Consider the following 18,331-nt stretch of genomic DNA (forward strand, 5'->3'; position numbering starts at 1 on the left):
CCCCCACCTCCGCCGCAAGCTGCCAACATCATTGCCGTTGCCATGCAGGCGAGCCAGCTCGTCCACGTGCGTGTACGCATGATTTGTCCCCTTCGTCGTTATCGGTCCCGTTCCACCTGATAATCAATCTAGGCGCGATGGTCCGCGCGATGTACCGGCCAGAGGACTGAGCGGCAGCGTACAAAACGGGGGGAAATCATCCGTTCGGGGTAAGCCGAACGTTCGTGCGTGAGAACCCGATGTGGGCGACTGCGAGCGTATTCGACACTGCTGGCGAGCTGGCCGAGGAATGCACCCCCGTTGACGGCACTACGGGTTTTGCACTACTCTGCGTCAGTCGTCTGCCGCACGCGGACGTCGATTTCCTCAGCCCCCGCTTTCAGCCCGAATGCACGCAACCGCCCTCAACCTCCGCCACGCCGCCGATGCCCTGCGCATCGATGTCGCCGTGCGCGCGCGCGTTGCCGGCCTGCTGGGCGCTTCCTCGCTACTGCTAGACCTACCGATCGGTTGCCGGGCCTAGAGCCCGTGGCAAGCTCGGCAGCCCTCAGCCTCTTTTTCCGTCTTTCCGTTTGACTTGAGACGTCCGCACGACGGTCCGTCTCGTCCCAACTTCCTTAGCGAGGGAGAACACTCATGCCCATGTTGCGCAACCCCAGCACCAAATACCGTCCCGCCACCGTTGTCGATTTGCCTGACCGCACCTGGCCGTCGCGCCAGATCACGCGTGCACCGCGCTGGATGAGCACCGACCTGCGCGATGGCAACCAGGCACTGATCGAGCCGATGAACGGCGAGCGCAAGCTCCGCTTCTTCGAGCAACTGGTCAAGGTTGGCATCAAGGAAATCGAAGTCGCGTTCCCGTCCGCATCGCAGACAGATTTTGACTTTGTGCGCATGCTGATCGAGGAGAATCGCATTCCGGACGACGTCACCATCGTCGTACTCACGCAGGCCCGCGAAGACCTGATCCGCCGCACCGTGGAATCGGTGCGCGGCGCCAAACGCGCTACCGCCCATCTGTACAACCCCATCGCACCGGCCTGGCGTCGCATCGTCTTCAATGCCTCGCGCGAGGAGATCAAGGAGGTGGCCGTGGCCGGCACCCGCCTGATCCGCGAACTGACCGATGCGATGCCCGGCACAGCATGGTCGTACGAATACTCCCCGGAGACCTTCAGCCTCGCAGAACTCGATTTCTCGCTGGAAGTTTCCGATGCGGTCTCGGCAGTGTGGCAACCCGACGCCACGCGTCCGATGATCCTGAACCTGCCGACCACGGTGGAATGCAGCACGCCCAATATCTTTGCGGACCAGATCGAATGGATGCACCGCAAGCTTGCGCGCCGCGAACACATCGTGCTGTCGGTTCATCCACACAATGACCGTGGCACCGCCGTCGCTGCGGCAGAACTGGCCGTGATGGCTGGCGCGGACCGCGTGGAAGGCTGCCTCTTCGGAAACGGCGAGCGCACCGGCAATGTGGATCTCGTCACGCTGGGGCTGAACCTCTACACACAGGGCGTGGATCCCGAACTGGACTTTTCCGATATCGACGAAGTCAGGCAGTGCGTGGAGCATTGCAACCAGCTGCCCGTGCATCCGCGTCATCCGTATGTTGGCGACCTCGTCTTTACGGCATTCTCCGGCTCGCACCAGGACGCCATCCGCAAGGGCTTTGCGCAGCAGAAGCCCGACGCGATCTGGGAAGTGCCCTACCTCCCTATCGACCCGGCCGATCTGGGCCGCAGCTACGACGCGGTGATCCGCGTGAACAGCCAGTCGGGCAAGGGCGGCATGGCGTATCTGCTGGAACAGGTGCATGGCATCTTCATGCCGCGCCGGCTGCAGATCGAGTTCAGCCGCGCGGTGCAGGTCATGACCGACGAGACCGGCCTGGAGGCCAGCGCCGAGGATCTCTACGCGCTGTTCCGCCGCGAATACCTCGATGTGGATGCGCCGATTCGCCACGTCTCGCATCGCATGGTATCGAACGGCGACAGCGTGGAGATCGAGATGGAGCTGGTACGCGACGGCCAGCCCGTACGCGTGCGCGGCGCGGGCAACGGCCCGATCGATGCGGCCGTGGATGCCTTCTCGCGCGGCCTGGGCATCGCGGTGCGCGTGATGGACTATCACGAGCACGCCATGACCACCGGCGCCAACGCCAATGCGGCCTGCTATGTGGAAGTACGCGTGGGCGATTCGCCGACGGGGTTCGGCGCAGGCGTGGATACCAGCATCGTCACGGCATCGCTGAAGGCGGTGATCTCCGGCGTCAACCGACACCTCGCTGCGCGTGACGGCGGGCAGGCGAAGGCCGCCTGACGGGGCGCAGTCTCTCTGCAGACCAGGAATCGGACTCGGAAGAATCCGATAACGTCATGAGAAAAACGGTGTGCCCTGCCCCCACAGGGCACACCAGCAAAGACGTCCTTGCGGACGCCCACGACATGCGCGGTGCACAAACCACGTGCGCACAGCGTACGGGTGGGCGTCGGCGGACGCCACGAATAAAACCGCATGTAAATAGAAGCATCGGGGCACAAGCGCAAGCCCCTGACGATTGAATGAGCGGGCGGTGTCGCGTGTTGGCGACGCATACGCGCCCCGGACCTATCGGCTGCACACCAATTGTTTTGGGTCAAAGTCCGACGGATTGGCAGCGGACACACTGGTCGCACTTTTTCGATGTTAAGTGCCCAGACCCCATGACTACTATCACCACTCCCCGCCGCAAGACTGTCGCTTCCTCGATCTGCATGGCGCTCGCTGCCGCCACCATCGGCACGCTGTCCGCACCCGCCTTTGCCGCCGATGAAGGCCAGAGCAACTGGATGGTCCGCCTGCGCGGCACCTACCTGGACATGTCGAACAAGTCGGACCCGGTCGGCGGCGTGGGCGCCTCGGACCGCATCCACGTCAACAACAAGTGGATTCCGGAAGTCGACATCACGTACTTCATCGTGCCGCACATCGCCGCCGAACTTGTGCTGACGTACCCGCAGAAGCAGAACGTGAGCCTCGATGGCGCGAAGATCGGCACGTTCAAGCATCTGCCGCCGAGCCTGCTGCTGCAATATCACTTCCTGCCGAACGGCACGTTCCGTCCGTACGTCGGTGCCGGCGTCAACGTGACCCGCATCTACGGCGCGGACCTGGCAGGTGGCACGCTGGGCCTCGACCGCTGGAGCGTGGGTCCTGCGCTGCAGATCGGCATGGACTACAAGATCAACAAGAACTGGTTCCTGAACGTGGACGCCAAGAAGGTCTGGATCTCCAGCAACGTCTACTCTGGCTCGACCAAGGTCTCGACCGTCAACCTCGATCCGTGGCTGTTCAGCGCGGGCGTCGGCTACCGCTTCTGATTCTCCTCGCTTGTACCTTTGCAGCACCTGGAAGGGTTGTCTATCCGGCGCCCTCTCCGCCTCCCTGCGCGCGGCAATCCCGCGCGCTTTTTTATTTCTGGGGAGGCGGTAAAGAAAGGCGGAGTTGCGCGATCCTTTAGCGGAACGCCGGTTCGTCGAAGCTGCGCAGTTTGCGCGAATGCAGTTGTTCGACGCCGTTCTCGCGCAGGATGCGAATCGCTTCCAGGCCGATGGTCATATGCTGACTGACCCGCTGCCGATAGAAGGCGTTGGCCATGCCGCGCAGTTTCAGCTCGCCGTGCAGCGGCTTGTCCGAAACACACAGCAACGTGCCGTACGGCACCCGCAGGCGGAAGCCGTTGGCCGCCACCGCCGCGCTTTCCATATCGATGGCGATGGCCCGTGACTGGTTGAACCGGGCATAGAGCGCCTTCGATTTCAGTTCCCAGTTGCGGTCGTCGGTCGATACCACGGTGCCGGTCCGCATACGCGTCTTCATTTCCGTGCCCGACAAACCCGTCACGCGTGCCACCGCTTCCTGTAGCGCTACCTGGATTTCGGCAATCGGCGGCACTGGGACCCATGGCGGCAGGTCGTGGTCGAGCACATGATCGTCGCGCACGTAGGCGTGGGCCAGCACGTAGTCGCCAAGCTGCTGCGAGCGTCGCAACCCGCCGCAGTGGCCCACCATGAGCCAGCAGTGGGGACGCAGGACCGCGAGATGATCCGTCATGGTCTTGGCGTTAGACGGACCCACTCCGATATTCACGAGCGTCACGCCCAGCCCATCTTCGCGCACCAGATGGTAAGCGGGCATCTGCGGCAGGGCGCGTGGGCGCGTGGCTTCCTCGGGCTCCGCGGCACCCAGTTCCTGCACGATATCGCCGGGCTCGACGAACCGCACGTAGCCATCGCCACCGCCGTCGGCCATCAGGCCCCGGCCCAGTGCGACGAACTCGTCGACGTAGCGCTGGTAGTTCGTGAAGAGCACGAAACGCTGGAAGTGTTGCGGCGCCGTGCCCGTGTAGTGGTACAGCCGCTGCAGCGCCAGATCCACGCGCTCGGCGGAGAACAGTGACAGCGGCCAGGCCTCGCCCGGCGTAGGCTCGTACGTGCCGTTGGCAATCGAATCGTCGATGCGGCTCAGCTCGGGCAGCACGAAGGATGCCTCCAGCTCGCGCGCCTGGGTGTAGCTGATGTCCGTGGTCGAGGCCTCGATCACGAACGGCAGCGGGATGGGCTGCCGGGATAGCCCCACCACCACCGGCACGCGGTGATAGCGCATCAGGCGCTCGATCTGGTCTCGGTAGTAGTCGCACAGCAGGTCGGGACGCGTCACCGTGGTGCCATAGACGCCGGGGTACGCCACCGTACCCCAGGAAGGCCGGCTGTCGGTGACCATCGTTTCCAGATTGACCGAGATGCCGAGGTAGGGATAGCAGGCGTGCGCGGCGGACGGCAGCGGCTTGCCGTGGGCGAAGGCATCGAAGCGTGCCCGCACCGCCGCCACGGAACTGTCGTAGATCTCGCGAATGCGTGCCAACGCGCTGTCGGCATCGTTGAACTCGGCCAGCTGATCGGCCGGATGGGCGGAAGAGAAGATCGGGGCATTCATGGCAGCCATCATACCGCCAGCTTCCGACGCCTGTCAGGTGTCTCGCGTGCGCGTCCGAACCGTGCGCGCCGCCGCATTCGGTGGATAAAGAGCGGCCAAAAGGCGGACAAAGTTGTTTGACGCCGCCGCATCCGCTTCGCTACACTCTGTCGCCAAATTGCGCGGCACTGGCACGACGTGCCCCGTGCGTCAATGGCTGGCGCGCATCCATGCCCTACTTTCGTCGGGGTCGGATGGCGAAATGCCGGTAGCCGGTATCACGCAGGAGGAATCGTCGATGGAAGTTCGTAACCCGTTGCCCGAGGAAATCGAGGCCGCCAGACAGCTGCTGGTTGCCAACGGTTGGGAACAGGTCAACAACCCCGAACGGTTCGCGCAACTGATCGCCAACTCCCAGCGGGTGGCGGTGGCCGTGGAGAACAGCGAGGTCATCGGCTTTGCCCGCGCGCTCTGCGACGATATCTCGAACGGCTATATTTCGATGGTCGCCGTGGCGCCCCAGCACCGTCGCCGTGGCATCGGCCGCGCGCTGCTGCGTCATGTCATGGGCAACGATCCCGACATCACCTGGGTGCTGCGCGCCGCACGCTCCTCCGAAGCCGCGTTCTTCGGCCAGCTCGGTTTCACGCCTTCCATGGTGGCCATGGAGTGGCGCCGCCGTTAAGCCGCTTTCCCTCCTTCACAACGTTCCCTGAGCACACCGCCCCTACTCGGCCATCGCGCGCCGGAAGTCCTCGGCCGTACCCATCTGGCGGAACAGCTTGCCACCGGGCGCGAAGCGGTCCGCCGAAGACAGCCCACCCACGACGACGGGATCGAATCCAGCCTCGCGCACCAGCGCCGACGCCACCATGAGCGCCTCGGCATCGTTGCCGGCCAGCGGCACGGCCATCAGCGGTGGCTTGCGATGGCTTTCCCGCGCGAATTCGCCCGCGCCGGTGAAATTGAACACCCGCACCACGCGCGCGCCGCGCAGGTATCTGGACGTGGTAGCCCCGATCCCGTTGGCCTTGACCTCCTCCACCACCGCGCCATCCCGTCCGCTGATGGCATTGGTGGCATCGAGCACGATCTTGCCGCGCCATTCGTTCTGCTGCCCAACCTCGGGCACAGCGCCATAGGGCACAGCCAGCAACAGCACGTCGGCGAACGCCACGGCCTGCGCCACAGTGCCGGCCTGCGCGAGGGGTCCGAGGCTGTCAGTCAGCGGCTTCAGGGTTTCCGGGTGGCGCGACGAGAACATCACCGGGTGCCCGGCCTTGACCCAGAGCCCGCCGATGGTGCCACCAATCTTGCCGGAGCCGATCACGCCGATCCTCGATTTGCCCTTGTCCTTGTCTCGGGTCTTGCCCGATCCCGACTGGGCCACCGCATGCGTGGCGGGTAACGCCAGCAGCAGGCTCCAGCCGCCCGCGATCAACACCCTGCGACGGCTCGCCTTCCGCCCGTGAGGTATCTGCGCCATGAGGTCTCTCCGAGAGGTCCGATCCTGTCACTCTAGGCCATCACGGCATGCGGAGCGATCAGGTTGTCACGGAACCGTCATCCCCCCTGCCTAGACTGGCGCGCGGCAACGTGCCGCGTACGACGCACGCTTGCCCAGACGACAACAACACAGGAAAGATCATGGGAAGCAGGTCGAGGAACACGGGACACCAAGCGGGACACCAAGCGGGACACCACGCGGGACGCCACGCACCATCGGCTATCGCCGCGGTCACGATGCTGGCGCTGGCCGCCACACTGGCCGCTTGCGGCGGTAGCGATGACAACGGCAGCACCGGTAGCAACAATGGCACGGGCAACAACGGCGGCACCGGCACCACGCCGGCAGCCGTGCAGCCGCTGTCGGGCGGCTCGCTCTACGTGGGCGCGGTGAGCTTCGGCGACACGGTCTCCGTGGCCCTGGACCAGCCCGCCGCCGGCCAGTTGACGCTGCGCTTCCTCGATTCGCGCTTCGGACTGGCCGGTACACTGGTGGGTCAGTACACGATCGAGGGCAACATGTATCGCGTCTCGAAGCTGGCTGCGGTCGGCAGCGACGTTCCCGCCGCGCTGGCCGCCGCCGCTGCATCCATCACATTCAGCTTCACGCTTGACGATGGCCTGCTGTCCGGCGCGCTGGGCCAGGTGCCCAACGTCCTGGCCGGCAACGGTGCACTGTTGCAGGGTTATGTCTCCGCCGCGAACCGTGGCGCGCAACTGGCCGATGTGGTCGGTACCTACAGCTATCTTCGCCAGGCTGGCGACACTGCCACGGCTGGCCAGCTTGCCATCGATGCGAGCGGCGCCGTACGTGTCTGCGCGGGGCAAGGCTACGCCGAAACCTGCGCCGGTGGTCAGGTCGGGCAATTGAGTGCCGACGCCGACCAGACCCGCTATCCGGGCGCCTACACGCTGACGCTGGCCGGCAGCAAGGTGGGCCGCGTATTCGTGGGCCGCCAGCAAGGCAACGTGGCTCTGTTCGTCGATGAAACCGGCGCCAGCACCAGCGCTGCCACGGGTAACTGGGTGGTGCGTCCCGCCACCGCGCTTGCGGCCAACGGTGTGGATGGCGACTGGCTCTGCTCGGAACCCGAACTCGGCGACGCTAATGTGGCTACCGGCCGCACGCGTCGCAACATCGTTTCCGTGGCCGGCAACACGCTGGCTGCCGACAACATCCCCGTCGATGTCTCCCTGTCGTACAACAGCGTGGGCGGCGCAACGGCCAATGGCCTGCTGTCGGGCAACTGGCAGGAAACGGTGGCCAGCCAGTCGCAAGGCGGCTCGCTAACGTGGCTGCCGGTCAGCCGCAACCTGGCCTACCAGTTGCGCCAGGTGCCGGGTAGCAGCCGCCAGCTTCCGGCCGTCTGCGCGCCGCTGGCGGCGCCGGCGCCGATTGCCACGTACCTGCAGGCCACCGCCGGGCAGAACATCCTCGTCACCATGGCCGACCTGCGCCCGACGCAGCCGGCCATCGGGCGCGACCAGATTTATTACAAGCTGGGTCGCTATGCGGCAGAGCCGTTGAAGAACTTCGACGATGCCTGCGAGAACAACGGCCAGAACAAGACGGCCAAGAACGGCACCACGGCCGCGTCGCGCATCGACGATCTCAGCACGTTCACCTGCACCAAGGCCGTGGGCGAAAAGCCCGAGGACATGAAGACGCTGGTGGTGGGTCCGTTTGGCGAGCCGTACCTGACCGATGGCCACCACGCCTTCAGCACGGTCACCGAGGCGCCCACGGGTGGCCCGCAGGCCAAGATGTGGGTCCGCGTGCAGGACAACCTGTCCGGTCTGAATCGCGCCCAGTTCTTCCGCACGCTGCGCGAGCGCAAGCTGGTCTGGCTCAAGGATGGCGAGAACCGCCCGGTCTACCCGGCCGATCTGCCGCGCGGCGTGGGCCTCAACAACGGACTTGGCAACGACCCGTACCGCTCGCTGGTCTACTTCACGCGCGACATCGGCTACGCGCCGCCCACGGGCGCCACGGAGTACACCGAGTTCTACTGGGGAGACTGGCTGCGGACCAAGGTGGATCTGAAGCAGGTCAACCTGGACGACACCGCGACCTATCTCGCGGCTGTGCGTACGGCGTCGGAAGCGATGGTGGCACTGGCACCGGAAGCCATCGTCAGCGGCGACAAGACTGCTGCCACGCTGGGCCGGTTGTCGGCGTTCGGTGAGGCGGAGTTCACCAAGCTGTCGCAGCCGGTGGGTTCGGCATCGCCGGGGAAGCTGCCGTATGCGGTGGATTACCGGTTGAAGTTGAAGCAGTAAGCGGAGAGGCTACCCCGACCGCTTGTTTGCTCCCCTCTCCCACGCAGTGGGAGAGGGTCGGGGGGTGAGGGCCAGCGTTTCACGTGCTAACCATGCATTGGATTAGCGACGGCTTGCCCTCACCCCCAACCCCTCTCCCGCAAGCGGGAGAGGGGAGAAAACCACGGGCAAGCAGATGATCCGCGTACCCGTTTCTGCGTACCCCATCACTCCGGCTGAATCCCTGCCGACTTGATGATCTTTCCCCATTTCTCCGATTCCTGCGACTGGAACTTGGCCAGTTCAGCAGGGGTGTTCGTGAAGACTTCAGTGCCCGTGGTCTTGTAGAACTGCGACGCCGTTTCGCTCTTCGCGGCCTTCACCAGTACCTGGTTCAACTTGGTCACCACGGCGGGCGGCGTGCCGGCCGGGGCGTAGGCCGCGAACCAGTAGCTCATCTCGTAGCCCTTCACGCCAGCCTCGTCGATGGTCGGAACGTCCGGTGCCAGCGGCGAGCGTGCCTTGCCTGAGACACCCAGCGCGCGCAGCTTGCCCGTCTTCACCTGCGGCAGGCCGGTGGCCGTGTCCGTGATCATCATCTGGATCTGGTTGCCGAGCAGGTCGGTGATGGCCAGCGGGTTGCTCTTGTATGGCACGTGCAGCAATTGCACATGCGCCATCTGCTGGAACAACTCGCCGGCGATGCGTGATGAAGAGCTGCCGCTGCCGAAGCTCAGCTTGCCCGGCTCCTTCTTGGCCAGCGCGATGAACTCGCCAACGGTCTTGGCCGGCACCTGTGGATTGACCACCATGATCTGGCCGCCGCGTCCCAGCGCGGTCAGCGGCGCGTAGTCCTTCACCGGGTCGTACGGCAGCTTCTTGAACAGGTGTTCGTTGGCCGCATGCGTGGTGTTGGTGGTGATCAGCACGGTGTAGCCATCGGGCGCAGCCTTGGCCACGTCGCTGGCGGCAATGAAACCGTTTGCGCCGGGCTTGTTGTCCACCACGACCGTGACCTTGCTGTCCACCGTCATGGCCTGGCCGATGGCGCGAGCCAACTGGTCGGTGGCACTGCCTGCGGCGAACGGCACCACAAAGCGCACCGGCTTGTCGGGAAATTCTGCCCATGCGCTCCCTACGGGCAATGCCAGGCACATGGCCCAGGCGGCAATGGCCAGCGGCCTGCGGAATCCGTACATCGTTGTCTCCTCTATCTCTATTCGTTTTGACATGGGGAACGGCTCGGCAATCATGAGGCGCCGCCGGCGAGCCGCGGCGGCAAGGGGATCGGCAAACCCAGCAGCAGGAACGCGAGTGCCTTGCCGTGGGTGTCGAGATTCAATGCATCGTTGACGCCGCCGTCGAGCACGCCATCGATCACGAAGTTCATAGCCTGGATCGACGGCACCACGTAGCGCTTCACGGTGCGCGGTTGTCGCGCGGCGAACAGGGCACGTACGGCATCTTCGGTGACATGGGCGACGAGGTGGTCGAAGTCGCGCGCATCGTAGGCAATGACGCTGATGTTCGAGCGGTCGCCCTTGTCGCCCGTGCGGCCATGGGCGAACTGGTAGAGCGGCGCGGAAATGTCGGTGTTGGCGATCATGGCAGGGTTCCGGTCAGGCGACGAACGCGTGGGTGGCGGTCACCGCATCGCGCGGCACCAGGCACGACGTGGCATTCAGGCGGGCACGCAGCCCCGTGCGCACCCCGCCGCCGCCAGCCGGGCCGCAGGTGTAGAGCGCATTGACCTCGCGCAGCAGTGCCTGCGCCACGGCCTTGTCTTCGTGGGCGAGTGCCACGCGCATGCGCACGTCGCGCGCATCGGCTTCATGCGGTTGCGGCGCGGAGATCATCGCGCCGCTATCGTCGGCGAAGACGCTCAGCACGCCGATCAGGTCGCAACGGATCGGCACGTCGTGCCCGAGTCCCTGCATGCGTTTGCGAACGATGTCCGCCGCGAGTCGCGCACGCGCTGCGGCATTCGGCCCCGCATACGAGATCTCGCCTTCGGCAAACCATCCGCCCTGATGGAACAGGTTGGCCTTGAGTTCGGCCGGGCGCGCATGGCCCCGGATATTGCGCACGGCCACGCGATCGGTGCCGATCTGCTCCACCGTCACCGCGCCGATATCGGCCACAACGTCGGGCGTGAGGTAGGCGCCGGGGTCATGCACTTCGTAGAGCAGTTGTTCCTTCACGGTGCGCAGGTCCACGCATCCACCGGTGTTCGCCGCCTTGAATATCTCGATGCCGCCGTCGGCATCGATCTGCGCGATCGGGAAGCCCACGGCATGCACATCGGGCACGTCCTTCATGCCGGGGTCCGCGAAGTAGCCGCCGCTGACCTGCGCGCCGCATTCGAGCAGATGGCCCGCCATCGTGGCGGCGGCAAGCCGGTTCCAGTCGTCCCAGGCCCAATCGAAATGCGCCATCGCCGGGCCCACGGCCAGCGCGGGGTCGGCCACGCGGCCGCAGACCACCACCTGGGCGCCCTCGCGCAACGCATCGGCAATCGCCCTGGCGCCGATATAGGCGTTGGCGCAGACGAAACGCGTTTCCGGAAACGACTCGCCCACGATGCGGCGCAACATGGCGCGGCCCGCATCGTGCGAGAGATCGTCGCCCTCCACCACGGCCACGCGCGGTGCGGGCAGGCCGAGTTCGGCCGCCAGCGCCAGCACGCGCCGCGCCGCCGCGCGCGGGTTGGCTGCGCCGAAGTTGCCGATGATCGGAATGCCGTGCGTGAGGCACAGGCCCAGCACCGGCGTCAGCAGCAGGTCCAGCAGCGGCTCGTAGCCGTGTTCGGGGTTGTCGCGGCGGGCCAGTTGCGCCAGCGCCAGCGTACGTTCGGCGAGGGTTTCGAAAATCAGTGCGCCGGGGCCGCCTGCGGCGATCAGCGTGCGCACCACGGGCAGGGCGGCGTCGGTACGGTCACCGGAGAAGCCGGCTCCGGATCCGATCAGCAAGGGGGCAGTCATGGGCGTTCGCAGGGTTTCCTATGGGCAGCGATCTCATTCTAGGTGTGCCCGTTGCCCTCGACAAACGGATGATTTGGATTAATCTATCGATCCTGTCGATGAATATTCGCATCCGTCATGCTGGCAAACCTCTCGGTCAAGCATTTGCGCGCCTTCATGGCGTTGGTCACCCATCGCAACTTCACGCGCGCCGCGCAGGCGTGCCATCTGTCCCAGTCCGCGTTCAGCACGCTGATCCAGACGCTGGAGGAGCAGGCTGGCAGTCGCTTGTTCGAGCGCACCACGCGTCATGTGGATCTCAGTGCCGACGGTTATCGTTTCGAGGAAGTGGCGCGGCGCCTGCTGGCCGATTTCGAGAGTGCGTTCGAGGACCTGCGCGACCATGCCGAGCGCCGCAAGGGCCGCGTGTCGATTGCCGCGCTGCCCTCGCTGGCCGGTGGCGACCTGCCGCCGCTGCTGGCCGACTTCCATCGCCGCTATCCCGGCATCTCGCTGGCGCTGCACGATCAACTGGCCGATGGCTGCATCGACATGGTCCGGCGCGGGCAAGCCGATTTTGCGCTGGCGCCCGCGCCAGCCCAGGACACCGACCTGCGCATCGAATCGCTCGTCCATGACAGCTTTCATCTGGTCTGCCCGGCCGATCACCCGCTGGCCGCCAAGCGGCGTATTGCACCCCAGGCGCTCGCTGGCCTGCCATTCATCCAGCTCTCGCGCACAAGCAGCGTGCGCCAGCATCTGGATGCGGCGCTGCATCCGCTCCGGCTCAATGGTGTGATGGAAGTGGAGCACCTGGCCACGGTGGCGGCGCTAGTGGAAGCAGGGCTGGGCGTGTCGGTGGTGCCTGCGCTGGCGCTGTTCCAGTTCCGGCGCGAGGGGCTGGCCGTCCGGCCGATGCAGATGCCCACGCTGGAGCGCGACATCTGCCTGGTTCGGCTCCGGGAGCGCAGCGATTCGGCCGCCGCCGCCGCGATGATCGAATGCCTGCGTGCGCACTACGGCACCAGCACGCCGGCGGCGAAGAAATCGCTCAGAAATGTCCGAGGTAGCCGCCGTCCACGGCCAGTACCTGGCCCGTGACATACGAGGCTGCCGGCGAGGCGAGGAACACCACGGCGCCGGCCACTTCCTCCGGCTGGCCCCAGCGGCCCAGCGAGGTGCGGTTGCGCAGCCATTCGGAGACCGTGTCGTCCTCCACCATCTTCTGGTTCGGCTCGGTGGCGAAGTATCCCGGCGCGACGCCGTTGACCGTGATGCCCTGCCGCCCCAGGTCCGCCGACATGGCGCGCGTCAGCGCATCGAGACCGCCCTTGGTGGCGGGATAGAGCACATCGTTGGCGCGCGCCACCTGCCCCGCAATCGAGCTGACGTTGACGATGCGGCCATAACCCTGCGATGCCATCATCCGTGCCGCATGGCGGCACAGTGTGTAGGGCGCAACGAGATTGGTGTCGAGCATCGCGCGCAGGTCGTCGGCGTCGAGATGGGCCATGCCGTTGCGGTTGCGTGCGCCCGCATTGTTCACGAGGATATCGAGCCGGCCGTGCGTGGCGGCGATCTGGTCGAACGCCGCCGACGCCGCTGCTTCGTCCGTGATGTCGAGTACGAGCGCTTCGGCGCTGGCGCCACGCGCCTGTAGCTGTGCGACGGCATCGGCCACGCGCTGTGTATTGCGCGCGCACACCAGCACGTGTGCACCGGCATCGGCCAGGCCCGTGGCAATCGCCAGGCCAAGGCCCTGCGCGCCGCCCGTGACCAGTGCCACGCGGCCGGCGAGCGAGAAAGGATGTGTGGAGATGGGGGCGGAGATCGGCATGGCGGCCACTATACCGCAGCCTCCTCCCGCCCTTGGCAATGCAGGGACTAGCGGATCAGCTTGCCCGTCGACGAGACGATCGACATCTCGACGAACGACGAACCCGTATGCCGCGTGGCGCTGTAGCTGATGAGGATGCCGCCCAGATCATAGTCGCGCAGCCCTTCCAGCGCGTTGACGAGCTTCTCGCGTGTGGGTTCCGGCCCGGCGCGGCGCAGGCCCTCCACCAGCACCTTGGCCGACATGAACCCTTCCATGCCCGCATTGCTGAGGTCCGCGTTCTGCGCCTTGGCCATGCTGCGATATTCGCTGGCCACGCTCATCTGGCTGGAGTTCATGCCCGGCACCACCTGCGTGATGATCAGGCCCTTGCCGTCCTCACCAAGATCCTTGATGAACGAATCCGCCGCGTTGTTCGACAGCGTCACGAACTGCGCCTGGCTGCCCGCCTTCTTCATCTCGCGAATGATCTTCGCGGCTTCCGACCCCGAGCCGATCACCATCACCGCCTGCGGATTGGCCTTGTTGATACTCGCCACGCCCTGGGCAATATCGCCCATCGGCCGATTGAACGATGCCGTGCCCACCGGCTGCACGCCGCGTGCCTGCAGCGCGGTGTTATAGCCTTCGAACACGTCCTGGCCGAAACCGTCGTTGGCGTAGAAGATGCCGATCCGGCTCATGCCGGACGTGGCCAGGTGGTTGATCGCGCGGGCCACCTCGTCCTGGTATTTCGCGCGCACGTTGAACACGTAGCGATTGACCGGGCGATGCAGCGTGATGGCGCCGGTCAGCGGCGCGATCAGCGGCACCTTTTCGGCGGCGATGATCGGCAGGATGCTTTCGTTCTGCGGCGTGCCTCGCACCATGAACAGTGCGAACACCTTGTCTTCACCGATCAGCTTGCGCACGTTGTCCGGCGTGCGCTTGGCGTCGAAGCCATCGTCATAGGTCAGCAGCTCGATGCGCCGCCCGCCTACGCCGCCATTGGCATTGATCGCGTTGAGATAGATCTGGGCACCGGCGATCTGCTCCTTCACGGACCCCGCGACGGGGCCGCTCACGCCAGCCGACTGGCCGATGCGGATCGTGGACCTGGTGATGCCGGGTTCGGCCTGCGCCGCCATGGGCGCGGCGAATCCCAGCGTGGCGGCAAGCATGCCGCACGCGAATTTTCCTGCATAACGCATTGTGACCCCTCCTGAAGCGCTGGCTTTTTATGATCGACTGCAGCTGCTACGCCGCGCTTTCAGCGCGCACTCTGACGGTGCGCCGCACGGCGGCTCAGGGAAGGTAACTCAAGCGCGTTATTTGTTCAAACGAATGGACAGTCCGGGCACGACTGGCCCGGCCGGGTGTTGTAGCCACAGGACAGCGCCCCCGGGGATAACCCGGGGTTGCGGTCCGTCTTCATCCAGTGTGGCGCAGGCTCAGGGGAATGCCGGTACTGCGGGGTCCAGCCCTGCGAAGCGGGCTTCCGGGTGCGTGGCTTCGAGCAGCGTTTCGATTTCCTCCACGCGGCCACGCGGCACGTCCACCATCAGCAGCAGCTTGCCCGCCTCGATGTCTTTCTCGAAGACGCGCAACCGGCTGTTGGGAGCGGAGCTGCCGATCATGCTCGATGCCCAGGCGCCAAACACCGCGCCCAGCACCGCGAGCACGCCAACGAGGCCCCACTGCGGCGTGTCGCTGACGATCGGGAACATGGCCACCACCACGCCTGCCACGATGCCGACGCCCCCGCCCACCATGAGGCCCATCTCGGCGGCGTGAACGATATCGGAAGTCTGGAACAGGTTCGCCTCGTGCAGCCCGGTCATGTCGGCACCGTCACGGCCCACGAAGTGGATGTGGCGGTTCTCGATGCGGGCCAGCAGCAGGTCGTCCATGGTGCGGCGGGCGCTTGCCAGGTCGGGCAACAACCAGAAGATCCGTTTGCGCATGACTTGCCTCCTCTGTCAGGCCGCCCCGGAACATGGGTATCCGTCAGGGACGGTTTCGTTCGTTCTACTCTCTCCACGCACACAGTGCAAGGCACCGAACGGATCCCTCCGAGGTGACGCGCGCATGAAGGATTCCGCACGTCACCTCGCACTGCATCACGCGGGTCAGAATGTGATCGGCAGGCGCACGGTCACAGTCAGGTCGGGGGTGTCGCGCGTCAGACCGGCTCCCACCGACAGGTTCAGCGTGTACTTGTTGTTGAAGCGGTACGAATAGCCCACCAGCAGCGTGCCCTGCGTGATCCGCACCGAACCCGGCACGGTCTGCCCGTTCTGCTTCGTCGGCCAGATGATGCTCTGGTCGTAGCCGATACTGAACGAGGCATGCTCGTTCAGGGACAGGCCCATGCCGAAGTTGAACTGGAAGATATCTCCCGGCGAGATCTTGCCGAGGAATTCCTTCTCGCCGTTGAGCACTGTGCGACTGATGTTGTCACGCGCAAAGTTGTGCAGGTAGCTGAACGTGCCGAAGAACACCGCCGGGTCGGTCGGCAGCAGCCACGTCACGCCCGGCTGGATCGCCTGGAAGCCAGTACCCGTTGGCATGCCCAGCGGCAGCCCGGTGCCCGTGGTGTTGCTGACGCAGCGCGTCACGCAGTCCGTCACCACTTCGAACGGATCGCGGCCCGTGTTGGATTTGTAGCGCAGCCAGCCGATGAAGAACGGCAGCTTCTCGTTGCCGTAGTTGAGCTGGTAGCGCAGCGTGGCTTCCACATCGCCCAGCCCGCTGCCGCTCGAATTGAACACGTTGTCCACCGCCGTGCCCGTGAACACTTCGCGGCTGACGGTATCGCTGCTGCTGTGCACGTACGGCACCTTGGCTTCGATTTCGAGCCGCTTGGTAATCCCGTAGCGGAAGGCCATCGCGCCGATGTACGTGGAGGTCTTCACCTGCCGCACATCGACCAGGCCGATGAGGACGGCCGGGATCACCGTGTAGCCCACCAGCGCCACGCGGTCGCTCGACGAATAACCGTACTGGAAGCTGGGTTCGACGATGATCTTGCCGGCTGGCGTCAGCACGCCAGGCTGATCGAAGATCGGTGCGATTTCCGGCGGACGCGTCTCGCGCTCGGGCGGACGGCCCACGGGCTCTTCCGCGCCCGCTGCCTCGCCCGGCTGTGCGGCCTGGCCTTCCACCATGCCCTCGGGCGGCGCTGCACTGGGCGCCTGCTGCGCCTGCACGCCCTGCTGCGCGGTGTTGTTGATCTGCGTGGCGCTTGCCGCCGCACCGGCTGCCGCCGCGTTGGTGGCGGCATTGCCGCCCGTCACGCCAGTGCCCTGCATGCCGCGCTTGCGCGCCAGGGTCTCGTTATCGACGGTATGGCTCAATGCGCGGATCGTGGCCTCCTGGTCGGCCAGCGCACGCTTCATGGCTTCCAGTTGCCTGGCCTGTTCGGCAAGCTCCTTCTGCAGCATCTCCAGTTGGCCGGACGCAGGGGGCCCCGCATCCGGAATGTTCTGCGCCTGGGCCATGCCGCCCAGCAACAGCATCGAGCATCCGGCATAGCGGATGCCCTGTAGTGAACGCTTCTTCATGACGTCTTCCTCCCCCGGGACGGCGGGCTTTACTTCAGGGCCCGCACCTGTTCGTTCTTGGCTACACGCGACTACCTCATTGCTGCGGACCTTTGGATCACGCTGTTCAGCGCGGTGTTGGCAAGCTGCGTGCGGAATGCCGCGAGCGTGTTCACACTGGCGTTGAGCGTCATCAGGCTCTGGATGTTCTGGTTGTTGAGATTATTCTGGATCACGGTGCCCGGCATGTTCGCTGCCGCACCCAGGTTTGCGATGTTTCCGGCACCGTTCTGTATGACGGTCATCAACCCGTTGGTGGCTACCGTGCCCGCATTGGCGATGGCCGTCTGCGCCATGCCTGCCGCGCCCGCTGCCGCTGCCGCCGCGCCGGTCGATGCCGTGCTGGCTGCCGTGGCTGCGGCACCCGCCGCGCCCTGCGCCGTAGCCGCTGCGCCGTTGGCCGCGGCTGTCGCGGCCTGGGCTGCCTGTGCCGCTGCCCCTTGCGCCGCCGCCGCTGCGGCCTGTGCGGCCGCCACCGCGGCATTGGCCGCGTTGTTCGCCGCGCTCACGGCCACCGTCACCTGCCCCAGTGCCTGTTGCAACTGCGAAGCCTGCGCCGCCGTCATGGCGCGCACGTCGGGAATCGTGATGCTGGTGGACACCGCCAGCGCGCCGTTGACGAAGACCGCGCGGTCGATGCCGAAGCCGATCTGCAGGCCGCCTGCATCAAACCCGCCACGAGACTCCTCAAGCCGCGCCTGCGCCACCGGCTTCCACTTGGCCATGCCCTTGCGTGCCTCGGACACCGGCGCCTCCGCGTCACGCGTGGCCAGCGTCATGGCGCGGCGCATCGCATCGTCGGAGGGTTGATGTCGGGCCACGGTGGCCTTGTTCACCGGAACGACCAGCGCAGGCGCTTCGGCAACGGTTTGTCCTGCTGCGGCATCGGCTGCCGAAATCCCGGTGTTGGCCACAGCGGCGATCGCGTCTTCCTCGTGCCTTGCCAGCGCGGCCACGGCAGTCGCCACGGCCGTGGCCGCGACAGGTGCCTCGCCCAGCGGCGGCAGTTCGAGCGATACCGGCATCGCTACGAGTTCCACCACGGATGGGACCGCCAGACTGGCACTGCCGACGGCGTCGGCAGCAAGCATGTCGGTTTCCGCATACGCATGGCCGGTACACACCAGGCCCGCCCCCAGCAGCACGGCTGCCGTGGCCGGACCCGCCACGCGCCGGGGCGTTCCCGGCGCGCGTGGTGCGGTTGAATCGGTTGTCTGAACCATGCT

15 protein-coding genes are annotated in these 18,331 nt (G+C 65.8%); 5 read left to right on the forward strand and 10 right to left on the reverse strand.

From position 1 onward, the window contains the following. Positions 1-642: 642 nt before the first annotated feature. Both leuA and FFS21_RS25775 read left to right on the forward strand, forming a co-directional pair. Positions 643-2,328: a 2-isopropylmalate synthase gene (gene leuA / locus FFS21_RS25770; RefSeq protein WP_171020493.1), complete on the forward strand. Its 1,686-nt coding sequence runs from the start codon at positions 643-645 to the stop codon at positions 2,326-2,328. A 383-nt stretch (positions 2,329-2,711) separates the two neighbouring features. Then, positions 2,712-3,368 carry an OmpW/AlkL family protein gene (locus FFS21_RS25775; RefSeq protein ID WP_370459352.1) on the forward strand — a complete coding sequence of 219 codons (657 nt, stop codon included), beginning with the start codon at positions 2,712-2,714 and terminating at the stop codon, positions 3,366-3,368. 136 nt (positions 3,369-3,504) lie between these two features. Here the strand turns inward: FFS21_RS25775 and FFS21_RS25780 are convergent, their stop codons facing one another. Next, positions 3,505-4,995 (reverse strand): AMP nucleosidase, encoded by a 1,491-nt coding sequence (locus tag FFS21_RS25780; RefSeq protein WP_137927550.1) that lies wholly within the window; start codon positions 4,993-4,995, stop codon positions 3,505-3,507. A gap of 265 nt (positions 4,996-5,260) precedes the next feature. On the opposite strand from FFS21_RS25780, the gene FFS21_RS25785 reads away from it, so the two are divergent. Further along, positions 5,261-5,647 carry a GNAT family N-acetyltransferase gene (locus FFS21_RS25785; protein ID WP_137927574.1) on the forward strand — a complete coding sequence of 129 codons (387 nt, stop codon included), beginning with the start codon at positions 5,261-5,263 and terminating at the stop codon, positions 5,645-5,647. A gap of 42 nt (positions 5,648-5,689) precedes the next feature. Here FFS21_RS25785 and FFS21_RS25790 read toward each other — a convergent pair whose 3' ends face one another. After that, positions 5,690-6,448, reverse strand: coding sequence for an NADPH-dependent F420 reductase (locus FFS21_RS25790; RefSeq protein ID WP_137927551.1), 759 nt, complete (start codon positions 6,446-6,448; stop codon positions 5,690-5,692). Between the two features lie 161 nt (positions 6,449-6,609). On the opposite strand from FFS21_RS25790, the gene FFS21_RS25795 reads away from it, so the two are divergent. Continuing rightward, positions 6,610-8,748 (forward strand): ParB/Srx family N-terminal domain-containing protein, encoded by a 2,139-nt coding sequence (locus FFS21_RS25795; protein ID WP_249359649.1) that lies wholly within the window; start codon positions 6,610-6,612, stop codon positions 8,746-8,748. 206 nt (positions 8,749-8,954) lie between these two features. On the opposite strand, the gene FFS21_RS25800 is transcribed toward FFS21_RS25795, so the two are convergent. Genes FFS21_RS25800 through FFS21_RS25810 form a run of 3 tightly spaced genes read right to left on the reverse strand, consistent with a single transcriptional unit; the run spans position 8,955 to position 11,708 of the window. Beyond that, positions 8,955-9,926: a Bug family tripartite tricarboxylate transporter substrate binding protein gene (locus tag FFS21_RS25800; RefSeq protein ID WP_137927552.1), complete on the reverse strand. Its 972-nt coding sequence runs from the start codon at positions 9,924-9,926 to the stop codon at positions 8,955-8,957. A gap of 50 nt (positions 9,927-9,976) precedes the next feature. Continuing rightward, positions 9,977-10,333 carry an AtuA-related protein gene (locus tag FFS21_RS25805; RefSeq protein WP_137927553.1) on the reverse strand — a complete coding sequence of 119 codons (357 nt, stop codon included), beginning with the start codon at positions 10,331-10,333 and terminating at the stop codon, positions 9,977-9,979. 13 nt (positions 10,334-10,346) lie between these two features. After that, positions 10,347-11,708, reverse strand: a complete 1,362-nt coding sequence (locus tag FFS21_RS25810) for an acyclic terpene utilization AtuA family protein (RefSeq protein WP_137927554.1) — start codon at positions 11,706-11,708, stop codon at positions 10,347-10,349. A gap of 117 nt (positions 11,709-11,825) precedes the next feature. Between FFS21_RS25810 and FFS21_RS25815 the strand changes: the two genes are divergently transcribed. After that, complete coding sequence (locus FFS21_RS25815; protein WP_137927555.1) at positions 11,826-12,788, forward strand: LysR family transcriptional regulator; 963 nt, start codon at positions 11,826-11,828, stop codon at positions 12,786-12,788. On the opposite strand, the gene FFS21_RS25820 is transcribed toward FFS21_RS25815, so the two are convergent. From FFS21_RS25820 to FFS21_RS25840, 5 genes are all read right to left on the reverse strand, one after another. Next, positions 12,739-13,524 carry an SDR family oxidoreductase gene (locus FFS21_RS25820; protein ID WP_137927556.1) on the reverse strand — a complete coding sequence of 262 codons (786 nt, stop codon included), beginning with the start codon at positions 13,522-13,524 and terminating at the stop codon, positions 12,739-12,741. The genes FFS21_RS25815 and FFS21_RS25820 overlap by 50 nt on opposite strands. A gap of 47 nt (positions 13,525-13,571) precedes the next feature. Then, entirely contained in the window at positions 13,572-14,714 is a 1,143-nt protein-coding gene (locus FFS21_RS25825; protein WP_137927557.1) for an ABC transporter substrate-binding protein, read from the reverse strand. Between the two features lie 240 nt (positions 14,715-14,954). Next, positions 14,955-15,467: a DUF1269 domain-containing protein gene (locus FFS21_RS25830; protein WP_137927558.1), complete on the reverse strand. Its 513-nt coding sequence runs from the start codon at positions 15,465-15,467 to the stop codon at positions 14,955-14,957. Between the two features lie 165 nt (positions 15,468-15,632). Further along, complete coding sequence (locus FFS21_RS25835) at positions 15,633-17,066, reverse strand: acetate kinase (RefSeq protein WP_137927559.1); 1,434 nt, start codon at positions 17,064-17,066, stop codon at positions 15,633-15,635. 71 nt (positions 17,067-17,137) lie between these two features. Then, entirely contained in the window at positions 17,138-18,328 is a 1,191-nt protein-coding gene (locus FFS21_RS25840) for a hypothetical protein (protein ID WP_137927560.1), read from the reverse strand. Positions 18,329-18,331: the final 3 nt, after the last annotated feature.

Source organism: Cupriavidus sp. 2SB, from assembly GCF_005503625.1.
Classification (GTDB): domain Bacteria; phylum Pseudomonadota; class Gammaproteobacteria; order Burkholderiales; family Burkholderiaceae; genus Cupriavidus.